This is a genomic window from Streptomyces sp. NPDC001156, assembly GCF_053598275.1.
Map to the genome: position 1 here is coordinate 1 of NZ_JBSFJX010000238.1, position 11265 is coordinate 11265.

6 protein-coding genes and 4 pseudogenes are annotated in these 11265 nt (G+C 68.2%); 6 read left to right on the plus strand and 4 right to left on the minus strand.

All coding sequences use genetic code 11. The features are described from left to right. Positions 1 to 588: pseudogene (locus ACWDA7_RS45025) on the plus strand (zinc ribbon domain-containing protein); the annotation flags it as partial. Positions 589 to 924: 336 nt separating this feature from the next. On the opposite strand, the gene ACWDA7_RS45030 reads toward ACWDA7_RS45025, so the two are convergent. Continuing rightward, positions 925 to 2388, minus strand: coding sequence for a flavin-containing monooxygenase (locus tag ACWDA7_RS45030; protein ID WP_450612979.1), 1464 nt, complete (start codon positions 2386 to 2388; stop codon positions 925 to 927). 506 nt (positions 2389 to 2894) lie between these two features. Beyond that, positions 2895 to 3272 carry a hypothetical protein gene (locus ACWDA7_RS45035; RefSeq protein ID WP_450612981.1) on the minus strand — a complete coding sequence of 126 codons (378 nt, stop codon included), beginning with the start codon at positions 3270 to 3272 and terminating at the stop codon, positions 2895 to 2897. Between the two features lie 97 nt (positions 3273 to 3369). Between ACWDA7_RS45035 and ACWDA7_RS45040 the strand changes: the two genes are divergently transcribed. Beyond that, positions 3370 to 4137, plus strand: coding sequence for a transposase (locus ACWDA7_RS45040; protein ID WP_450612983.1), 768 nt, complete (start codon positions 3370 to 3372; stop codon positions 4135 to 4137). A gap of 164 nt (positions 4138 to 4301) precedes the next feature. Here the strand turns inward: ACWDA7_RS45040 and ACWDA7_RS45045 are convergent, their stop codons facing one another. Next, complete coding sequence (locus tag ACWDA7_RS45045; protein ID WP_388446795.1) at positions 4302 to 4664, minus strand: DUF5335 family protein; 363 nt, start codon at positions 4662 to 4664, stop codon at positions 4302 to 4304. Between the two features lie 297 nt (positions 4665 to 4961). Here ACWDA7_RS45045 and ACWDA7_RS45050 point away from each other — a divergent pair. From ACWDA7_RS45050 to ACWDA7_RS45060, 3 genes and pseudogenes are all read left to right on the plus strand, one after another. After that, positions 4962 to 5399 (plus strand): annotated as a pseudogene (locus ACWDA7_RS45050) (transposase); the annotation flags it as partial. Positions 5400 to 6017: 618 nt separating this feature from the next. Then, positions 6018 to 6965, plus strand: coding sequence for a phosphotransferase family protein (locus tag ACWDA7_RS45055; protein ID WP_450612985.1), 948 nt, complete (start codon positions 6018 to 6020; stop codon positions 6963 to 6965). A 291-nt stretch (positions 6966 to 7256) separates the two neighbouring features. Then, a pseudogene (locus ACWDA7_RS45060) lies at positions 7257 to 8395 on the plus strand (IS701 family transposase). Positions 8396 to 8595: 200 nt separating this feature from the next. Here the strand turns inward: ACWDA7_RS45060 and ACWDA7_RS45065 are convergent. Beyond that, positions 8596 to 9364, minus strand: a pseudogene (locus tag ACWDA7_RS45065) (transposase). Between the two features lie 309 nt (positions 9365 to 9673). Between ACWDA7_RS45065 and ACWDA7_RS45070 the strand changes: the two are divergent. Then, on the plus strand, positions 9674 to 10714 hold the full coding sequence (locus ACWDA7_RS45070; protein ID WP_450612987.1) for a PP2C family protein-serine/threonine phosphatase: 1041 nt from the start codon (positions 9674 to 9676) through the stop codon (positions 10712 to 10714). Positions 10715 to 11265: the final 551 nt, after the last annotated feature.

Below are 11265 nucleotides of genomic sequence, written 5' to 3' on the forward strand. Positions count from 1 at the left end.
CTGTGCCCGCACTGCCTGACCCCGCTGCGGCACCGCAAAGCCCCCGACCGGCCCACCATCGCGGGATGGAAATGGGCCATCTGCCCCAACCAGGAGTGCCGTTGGCAGGGCGATCGCGACCACGGTGCCTGGCGTCGTATCGCAGCCCGCGGCCTGGCCCATCAGACCAAGACCGTCATCGACCGCGCCAGCGGCCTCATGATGATCCGCTCGGTCGTCGACAAGCTGGAGTCGAAGGCAGTCCTCACCACGACATCGAAGACCAGCCGGAAGGACCGGTCGAAGACCGGCCCCACCCGGCCATGTTCCACACGCCCCGCGCCCAGGCGACGCAGGGCACCCTCCCCAGCAGGCCGCCCGTGCGGCCCTGCTGGCCAGCGTCCGGAGGGACACGCACCCACGGGCCGAACCCAACTGCCCCGCGCAGCCGACCGGCACCAGGACGTGAACACGATCAGTACACCCACCACCGGCCACCGGCCACGAGGAGCAGCACTCGGCGCGGGATTCCACCTCCACGCCCACGCCTCCCCACCACGGTGGGAAACGATCCCGGAAACACAATCCAACTCAGGATCGCATAGCTGATTAGAGACGCTGCCCTCAGCTTCAACCCTGCTGCTGCGACCGCGGGTTGGTGCAGGTCTTCCATCTCCACTCGAACCAACAGCGCCTCACGGCGCAAACAGAAGTTGAGCCAGAACCTGAGTTTGGAAGTCACTGTGGCCTTCCTCGCGGGGCCGAGTGTGGCTGTTTTCAGGAGGCCCGCGCATGCAGTCCGAGCGTGCCAGGATGGACGTCCATCGCAAAGTGCCTGGTCACAGGCCATGCGTGAGTTTCCGCACCCCACACCCCGAGATCCCGCCTCCTCCACGGCTCCAGCACGAGTCGCGAAGCCCCTACATCAACTCGCTGGATCGAGGCTCAATCCGAGCTGATGAGCCTGTACTCCTCAGGGTCCAGCACCTGGGTGCGCTCCCTGTACTCCCGCATATAGCCGGGCCAGTTGGCGACTATCCGGCCTGTGGCGTCGCGGTACCAGGAGTCGCAGCGGGTCCACGCTGTCCCCGCGAATCGGGCCTGCAATGCGCGGTCCCCGGCGGCCTCGACCTCCGGACGCACCTCGATCGCGGCCGCGCCGTTGTGCTGGACCCACTGCAGCGCCTGGCGCAGATAGCCGGCCTGGGCCTCCAAATAGAAGATGATCGAGCCCCCGGAAGTGTTGGTGTTGGGCCCGTACATCAGGAAGAGGTTGGGGAACCTGGGGACCGTGATGCCCAGATGAGCATGCGGGCCGCCGGACCAGGCCTCGCTGAGCGTGCGACCCCCAGTGCCGATGACCTCCATGGGCAACACGAAATCGTTGGTGCGGAAGCCAGTGCCGTAGATGACGCAGTCCACCGGGTGCACCCGGCCGTCCGCGGTCTGCGGGCCTTCCGGCCGCATCCGGACGATCGACTCGGTCACCAGCTCCACGTTCTCGCGCTGCAGGGCGGGCAGGAAGGTGGAGCTGAACAGGACGCGCTTGCAGCCGAACTGGTAGTCCGGCAGAGCACGGCGGCGCACCTCGGGATCGCGCAACTGCCTGCGCATGAACGCGGCGGAGAGCGCCCCGCCGAGCCGGCCCGCAGTGCGCGGGTGGCGGATGGCGACCGTCAACGACCCCGCGTAGCAGGCGATCAGGCTGCGCCACAGGCTCCGCGTCACGGGGACACGCCGGAAGAGCTCGCGCACCGGGCGCGCATAGGAGCGGTTGATCCGCGGCAGATACCAGTTCGGTGTGCGTTGAAAGACCGTCAGGCCCGCAACTCGGTCGGCGATCTCGGGGACGAACTGGGTCGCGCTGGCCCCCGTGCCGATCACCGCGACCCGCTTTCCGCGCAGGTCGTAGCAATGGTCCCAGCGTGCGGAGTGGAAGCTGTGGCCGGAGAAGCAGTCCAGGTCGGGGATCCTGGGCAGGGCCGGCTGGTGGAGCTGCCCGGTGGCCATCACCACGGCGTCGGCGGTGCGGGTGGCGCCGGGGCGCCCGTCAGTGTCCTCGACGGAGACCTTCCAGGTGCGGGAGCGCTCCTCCCAGCGACAGGCGGTAACCCTGGTGCCCGGGGTGATCAGCCGCTCGACGCCGAACTCCGCGACCACCGCGTGCAGATACTCCAGGATCTCGTCGCCCGGGGAGCAGATTCGGGACCACTCCGAGCGCTGGGCGTAGGAGTAGGAGTACAGATGGCTGGGCACATCGCAGGCCGCGCCCGGGTAACGGTTGAAGTACCAGGTGCCGCCCGGTTCGGGCGCGGCCTCCAGGATCTCCAGATCATCGAACCCGTACCGCCCGAGTTCTATCGCCGCTGCGATCCCGCCGAATCCCGCGCCAACGACAACCACCCGCATGAGCGCCTCCTCCACTCCCCTCCGCGAGGCTAGCGCGCCCCCCGTGCCCTGACATCGCACGGCCACCACGAACATGCTGGAGATCGTCGGCGGCCGCACGAGTTTCCCTCCCCGGCTGAAGCCGGGGATACCCCCGCAAGATCAACGGATGGAGGTGCCCCCGAGGGCATACCGATCCGATCCGTAGTGCCGTTTCAATAGGTAGAACTGCAACCGCGACAACGGGAGCCACACATGCCTGCAGTAGGCGAGAGTGAGCGCGCCCCCAACATCGCCAAAGGCGTATGGGACGCCGCCGGAGCCCGCGCCAAGTCCGAGGGCCTGCCTCTCATCTGGATCATGAGCCGCGCCCTCACCGAGTACGCCGCAGGAACTCTCCCCCTCGTGCCGGAGATTCGTCGGCCCTGCGCGTTCTGGACGATGGCTGGCCTGGTCGCCGCTCGCAGGGCCTTCCAGGTAAGGCGCGTCTCCTCGGTCAGGAGGTGGTGTCTCTCCGGCCCGACCTCCTACTCGATCCAGCGCACCGCGAGACGGCCGGCTTCGAAGACTTCGCCCTCGCCGTCCTGTAGGCGGCGTGAGCAAAGGAACTGCACGACGGCCGAGTGTCCGAGGTCGGATCTGGGGGCGACGGCGTCGTCCACCAGGACGTCCTCAGGTGCCCGGGCCCCAGTCGGCAGAAGCAGAAACGCTTGCCGACCGCCGCAGCTCAGGGCCTCACCGAGTTGGCGATGCAGATGCACCTGGTGAAGGCCCTTCGGGCCGGGGTGACTGCACAGCCAGCCGGAGCGCGGCAGGGCTTCGCTGATGCGCTGCCCAATGAGTTGCTCGTCTTGGGGCAGCGACCACACATCGGTCGTCTTCGTTCGGGAGCCAGGAGAAGCCACGCGCGAAGCATGGCAGAGAACGAGGACATTCCCGCGGGGGCGTCCGGGACCCCGCTGCCTGCCTCCGGACTCTGCTGGCCGATGCGAAGATCACGGGATGCCTCGTGTGATCACCGCATCGGAAGCCTCGTGGATACTCCCGTTCACGGGGCTGACTCCGCGGGAATTCCGCACGTTGATCGTGACGCTGCGACGCGAGGGCGCCGATGGAGTACGTCCGGGACGCCCCTGGGGACTGTCGCTTGAGGACCGGGTTCTGCTGGTGGCTGCCTACTGGCGGACGAACCTGACGTTGCGACAGCTTGCGCCGCTCTTCGGTGTGTCCAAGTCGGCAGCTGACCGCATGCTGCAGCACATTGGCCCGCTGCTCGCGCTCAAGGCCCGCAGCCAGTTCCGCCCGGGCACCGTGCTGATCGTGGACGGCACGCTGGTGCCCACCCGGGACCGCTCCATCGCCGCACAGTCGAAGAACTATCGCTACTCGACCAACCACCAGGTCGTCGTCGACGCTGACACCCGCCTGGTCGTCGCCGTGGGCCGCCCGCTGCCAGGCAACCGCAATGACTGCAAGGCCTGGACCGAGTCGGGTGCCGCTGCCGCGGTGGGCAAGACGACGACCATCGCCGACGGCGGCTACCAGGGCACCGGACTTGTCATCCCGCACCGGCGCCCGGCTGGCGACGAACTGTGCGGCTGGAAGAAGGAGCACAACCACTCGCACAGGCAGGTCCGCGCCCGCGTCGAGCACGTCTTCGCGCGGATGAAGACCTGGAAGATCCTCCGCGACTGCCGCCTCAAGGGCGACGGCGTCCATACCGCCATGCTCGGCATCGCCCGTCTCCACAACCTGCTCCAGGCCGCGTAAACCCGACCTAATCAGCCCGGCGCCCCGCCGTTCGCCGGGCAACAAGATCGGTTACGGGACAGCCTTTAGATCCCCAAGTCGGCCCGTCACCCATCTAGTGATCACAAACGGGTTTGTCATACGAGGTGCCGTGACGGCTGCCGGCGACGGGCGCGCCTCAGGGGTCAGGACTCCGTGCCGGATTCCTGGGGGAAGAAGGTGATCAGCGTGGCGGTGCCGTCCTTGTCGACTGTCCGGACCGCCGGCTCGGGAATGTCCTGCGTGGCGACGTCGATCTCCCTGGGGTGCCACACCAGGTGCCGCAGGACGACGGGGTAGCGCGGCGACCGTCCGCCGACGGAGACGGCCACTACGTCGTCCTTCGGGTCGTACACGATGGTGGCGAAGGGCAGCCGGTTGGCTTCGTACTGGTGCCCGACCTCGGGGTCCAGTACCTCGATGGTGACGAACTCCCCCTGGTGTTCCTCGGTCATCTGGTTGAGGGCGGTCTCCCAGGTGCTGCGGTCGAGCGTTTCGGTGCCGGCCATCGTCGTTTCCTCCTCCGGTGGCAATCTGCTCTCCCCACGACGGTAGCCGCAGCCCTGAGCGACTGCCTCGGCCTGACAGGTCGAGCCGTGCGGCCCTGGTGGACCTGCCTGGACGAGTCCGGGCCGAAGCCCCACGGGGCGGGCTCCGGTACGGGCGGAGCGGGGGCGGGCACGGCCTGCCGGACCCACGTGAGCCGCCACGTGCCCCCGCGGACCACCGTGACCAGCAGGAACAGCACGGTGAACCACCGGAAGTACCAGGGCCCACCCGTCTCCGTCCTCGCAGCGCAGGCGGGAGCGAAGCAGTTCACCGAAGTGACCTGGAGGCAGGGCAGCAAAGGCGCGATGACCTCACGGTTCGCGGTGCTGACAGTACGGCCTGCGGGCAAGCACTCCCTGGCCGCAGCTCAGGAGGCGGGCGGCGGCCGCAACCGATGGGACGGCGTCCTGCCCGTCCAGACACTCCTCGTCGAATGGCCGGACGGCCATGACACTCCGACGGACTACTGGATATCGAACCTGCCCGCCACCACACCGGCCGCTGACCTGGTGCGGTGGGTCAAGATGCGCTGGCGGATCGAACACGACTACCGCGAACTCAAGCACGGTCTCGGGCTGGACCACTTCGAGGGCCGCACCTGGCGCGACTGGCACCATCACGTCACCCTCGTCACCGCCGCCCAGGCATTCCTCACTCTCAGGCGGCTCGACCCAAAAGTCCGCACACCGGCCTGACCCTCTACCAGGTCCTCGACATTCTTCAGGACCTGCTGAGGTGCTGGGCCGGCACCTGTACCACCCGCGGACGCCCCCTGCCCAACCCTCAGAGCAGCCGCAGACAGCCCACAACCTAACGAAGCACTACTTAGTCGGTAGCGCTGAATCGCAGCTTCGGCTCTAAGGTGGGAACGCCCTGCTACGACAGGACTGAGGGGCCCCGGGCGGCCCTTCGCCGTGCGCCCTGGTCAAGGGCCGCCTCCCGCTCCGCCCACGATCCTGCAAGGTCGAGTTCGGCTTGCGTCCCGGGCGGGGCACGGCCGGATGAGCGGTAGGGGGCTGCGGCCGACGGACGCCGCAGTGCATGGTGCCCGTCGGCGGGTCCCCGCTCAGTGGCCGGACGCGGCCGTCGGCGGGCGACGGCCGCCAGTGTACGAAGGAACAGCCACTGTCGGATCCGGATACGCAGGATCCGCCGGCACTGTTCCGCCGTATACGCGTGGCGGACCGCACGGCGCCCGGCAGCGCTCCGTCACCGGGTGTCGCGCGGGCGAGGGGCCTACCGTGGGAGATGGTCCCGGCGTCGGCCCCGCCGACCGGCCGGTCGTTCACGCCGGGGGCGGAAGGAGGCACGAGATGTCCGATGCGATACGGGACACCACGGCCCGGCGCGTACGACATTTCGTCGACGCCGGATATCCCGACGCCGGGCCCGTCGAGGCGGCGGTGGAGGGAGCCGTCTACCGACTCGGGGACGGAACGGTGGCCAAGGTGTGGGAGCGCCGACGGGGATCCGAACTGCGGCGGATGCAGCGTTTCTACGCCGATGCCGCGGCGCACCTGCCGTTCGGCTCCCCGGAGATCCTCGCCGTCGAGGACATCGACGGTGTCCCGATGACCGTGGAGCGGGAGCTGACCGGCGAGCCCTTGGCGGGCAGGATCCGCACCGACGACCCGGACGAGGTGCTGCCCGAAGCGGTCGACTGCCTGGTCGGCGTGCTGCGCGCCCTCGCGGACGCCCATGACGTCGACGAGGTCAAGCACCTTCCTGTGCTGGACGAGGAACGCCCGCTGTGGGAGGGCCACACCACTTTCGGATCCGCCTTGGCGGACCTGGTGGACCGGCGGGTCAGCCAATGCGCGGACCGGCTCTCCACGCATGTCCGCGACTTCGACGACACGCGCGCCCGGCTGCTTCGGAAGCTGCGCTCGCTGCCCCGTACCGACGAGGCGGTCGTCCACGGTGACGTCTTCCCGGAGACCGTGCTGGTGGACGACGACCTGCGGCCGCTCGCCCTCGTGGACTACGGCTTCCTGTCCACGGGCGGGGACCCCCGGTTCGACGCCGCCGTGGCCGCGGCCATTTTCCCGGCGGGCACCGAGCACGCCCCGGAGATCACCCGGCAGCTCACCACGCGGTTCGCCGACGAGTTCGGCTACGCGGTCGACGACCTCCTGCTGTACCGGGCCGCCTATGCGATGGCCACGAGCGACGCCTTCGCGCCGGGCGGCGGTGACGAGCACTTCGCCTGGTGCGTCACCGTGCTCGAGGACCCGGCCGTCGCCGAGTCCCTGCACCGGTGACGCACCGCGGGCAGCCGGGCAGCCGGGAAGTTCCGGTGACGGTGTGTGCGGTGCCCTACGATCCCGAGCGGATCCAGGGGCACATGGCCCTGGGGGTCGAGCGGCCGTTCTCTCTGCCGACGACGCCCGAGGAGGCCACGAAGACAGCGGGTGGATGGTCGAGCGGAAGGTCCGGGTTCCAAGCAGTCAGGCACTGCGCGCTTGGTACAAACAGCGGCTGGGGTATTAGTACTGCAATCACAGTTAGGGGGTCTGGTGTGATTGAGTGTCCTGGTGTCTGTGGATCTTGGTGTGCGTCAAGTCGAGTCATGGCGTGAGGTGTTGGCGGGGTTACACGCGCGGTTCGCTGCGCGGTTTGCCCGCTCGGAGCCGCGGGGCCGGGCGCTGGAGTACATGGCCGGGCTGGTTGCGCCGTTGGAACGCAAGAATGGGTGGTCGCTGGCTGAACGTGCTGGTGAGGCGCATCCGATCGGGATGCAGCGGCTGCTGGGCGAGGCTGACCGGGACGCTGATGGAGTCCGCGATGACGTCCGTGACTTCGTCATCGAGAGCATCGGTGACAAGGACGCAGTGCTGATCGGTGACGACACCGGGTTCTTGAAGAAGGGCACCAGGTCGGCCGGCGTACAGAGGCAGTACTCCGGCACTGCAGGGCGGACGGAGAACTCCCAGATTGGTACCTTCCTCGCCTACGCCTCCCGGCGAGGGCGGGCGTTGATCGACCGGAGTTGTATCTGCCGAAGTCCTGGACGGACGACCGGGAGCGGTGCCGGTCGGCCGGCGTCCCGGACAATCTGCCGTTCGCCACGAAGATCGAGCACTTCCAGGCCATGCTCCAGCGCGCTCTGGACGCGAAAGTGCCGTTCGCGTGGGTGACCGCCGACGAGGCATACGGGCAGGTCAAGCGACTGCGGTACTGGCTGGAGCAACGCAGCGTCGCGCACGTGCTGGCGACCAAGGTCAACGACACCGTCATCACCGCCCGAGGCGCCGAGGTCCGGGTTGACACCTTGGTGGCCAGCCTGCCGCGGCAGGCGTGGAAGCGGCTGCCCGCCGGTCCAGGCGCCCACGGGCAGCGGCTCTACGACTGGGCCCGGGTGCCGATCCGGATCTGGTGGGAGAACGGCTTTGGCCACTGGGTGCTGACCCGCCGCAGTCTCACCGATCCCACCGAGATTGCTTACTACGTCTGCTACGGCCCGGTCGGCACACGGCTGAGGGACCTGGCCCGGGTGGCCGGGGCCCGGTGGCAGGTCGAGGAATGTTTCCAGGCCGCAAAGAACGAGTGCGGCCTGGACCACTACCAGGTCCGCCGTTACGACGCTTGGTACCGACACATCACCCTGTCCATGGCCGCCCTCGCCGCACTGACCGCCATCCGTGCCCAGGAGCTGTCAAAGGGGGCAGCGATCTTGGACAAACCCGCCTGATACCCCTGTCCGTCGCGGAGATACGCCGCCTGATCGGACTGCTCCTGCGCCCACAACACCTCACGCCGAATCACCATCTGCACTGGTCATGGTGGAGACGGCTCAGTCAGACACGCGCTCGCCTCAGCCACTACAAACGCCGAGGCCAGACTCCTCAACTGTGATTGCAGTACTAGAGGTTGTCCCGTATGGGGTGTGAGTTATCCAGTGAGGGCCAGGTTGTGGAGCCGGGCGATGCCGAGCATCGCCTGATGAACGCCGTTGCCCTTGAGGCGGCAGTCCCGCAGGATCTTCCAGTTCTTCAACCGCGACAGGGCGTGTTCGACCCGGGCTCGCGCCCGGCGGTGGACGGCGTTCTCCGCTTCCTGCTGCGGGCTGAGGCGGGTCTGACCTCGTCGCTTGCGGTGTGGGATGAGAAGGCCGGTGCCCCTGGTATCCGCCGTCGGCGATGGTCGGGGCTCCGCGGCAGGCCCGGTCCACGCCGGACTCGGTGAAGGCCCGGCAGCCGTTGCGGCTGCCGGGCAGCGGGAGGCCGATCGCGACGACCAGACGGCTGTTGGCGTCGATGACGACCTGGAGGTTGGTCGAGTACCGGTAGTTCTTGCTCGAGGCGGCGATGCTGCGGTCCCGCGTGGGCACCAGGGTGCCGTCGACGATGTAGACGGTGTCCTTGCGCGGCCGTCGGGCCGGCGAGATGGCCAGCAGGGGTGCCAGGTGATCGAGGATCCGGTCGGCCGCAGACTTCGAGATCCCGAACAGCGGCGCCACCTGCCGCAATGTGAGGTTCGTCCGCCAGTACGTCGCCACCAGTAATACCCGATCCTCCAGCGGCAGTCGCCAAGGACGACCCCGTTGGACATCGCCGCCACGGCGCCGCACCAGCGCCACCAGCCTGGCGAACTGCACCTCGGTCAGCCCGGAGAACGGCTCGATCCACTTCGGATCATCCGCAGAGATCACCCCACCCATGCCCAGCCAACGCATCAACCGCCCCACCGGTTACGGGACAACCTTTAGCGCACCATGCCCACCGGCAGGTTGCGCGTCCTGAAGGCACCAGCCATTCTGCCTACCTGCCTCACTGTCGTCCGCCCACCGGAGGAAGTGACGTCTCATGCCCCCGCTCCCGCCGCCAACGTGGATCCCACCGCTATCAAAATTACCCGTCTGCTTCCCGCGTTCTTGATCCTCGGCGGCATGGCGGCAGATCTCTTCGCTCCCGCGCCGTATATGGGTTTGCCCTTGCCGGCCGCGGCCCCCCTTGTGGGGTGCGTCGTCATGCGTATCCGCACATGCATCGGTGTCGCTGCTGCGGCATGCCTCGCCGGTGTTGCCGTCGATCTGTGGATCGGTCGTCCCCTGCCCGCGACTCTGGTGGACTTGGGTGTGGTCGGGCTGATCGGCCTCATCGGCCTGTGGGTCGGCCACCTGCTGTCTCTGCAGCGCGGCCGCCTGACTGTGGCCCGCGACATCGCGGAAGCGGCACAGCGCGCCGTCTTGCCCTCACCACCCGACCGCGTGGGATCCTTCAGCGTCGCCGCCCGATACGAGCCCGCTCAGACGGAGGCCAGGATCGGCGGTGACCTGTACGCGGTCCAGGAGACACCCTTCGGGCTGCGCGCCATCGTGGGCGATGTCGTCGGTAAAGGCCTGCGCGCCGTACCCGCCGTCTCCGCCGTCCTGGGCACCTTCCGCGAGGCCTCAGAGTCCGCTCCCGACCTTGGAGTGCTAGCGCAACGTCTGGATCACGCACTCGAGCGAGACTGCCACGCCGACGAAGAGGGCGCCGAGTGCTGCACCACGGCCTTGCTTGCCGAAATCCCGGCCAGAGGTGACACCGTCACGCTGCTCTCCATGGGTCACCCCGCGCCGTACCTTCTGCACGCGGGGAAGGTCACACAGCCGGAGCCGACAACACCCGATCCGCCGCTCGGCACCGGCCTGCCCGAGGCCGCTCAGGACAGCACCCCGGACACCTTCCCCCTGCCCTCTAACGCCACCGTCCTGATGCTCACCGACGGCGTACTCGAGGCCCGCAACCGGCACGGGACCTTCTACGACCCCACAGCAACGCTGACCCGACGCACCGGCGCGCACCCCAAGGACGTCGTCGACGCCCTCGTCCGAAGCGTCTCGCAGTGGACCGACGGCGAACGCCAAGACGACCTGGCCGTGCTCGCACTTGCCCGCACCCCGGCAAGCCGTCGGGAGGCAGACCTGGCCGTCCGGGGACAATGGACGCCGGCCCTGCCCCCGCTGCGCGCACCCAACGCATCACCTGCGTCCTCCCCCACTTATCGGAACAAGCAAGAGTTCTGATCTTCGACACAGTGGAATTCACGCAGGAAGGCGCTCGTGTGGGTGGCGGACGACGTGCCAGTCGGACTCTGCCGTCAGGCAGACGGTGCACTACCTCGGCGCGCACGGTTGGTCCACCTTCCCGTGCGGAGTCCAGTTGGCTCGGGGACGTGGACCAGGCCTGAGCGCGATTGCGCCCGGGCAGAGTGACCGGGTCAGCACGATGAGGAGCTTCACGCCGAACGGCTGGCCGTAGGGCGGGCTCACCAGTTGGATTAGCGAAGCGTAGTGAACCTGTGGCAGAGTGCCACGCGCACGCCCGGCGCCCAGGCGACGTCGGGCACCCTCCTCGGTCGGGTCTTGCGGCCCGATCGACCAGCGTCCGGAGGGACGTGCCACGCGGGCTGGCGACTCCTGTCGTTCAGTACCAGGGCACGAAGGCGATTGGCTCCCAAGGCTGAGCAACGCTCAGGCTCACTAAGCCTCGATCCACCGACCGATGCCTGTGGATGACGCTTGGGAAAATGAAGAAGTGCCTTGTGACCTGCGATGATGGGAGTTCTTTACGCTTC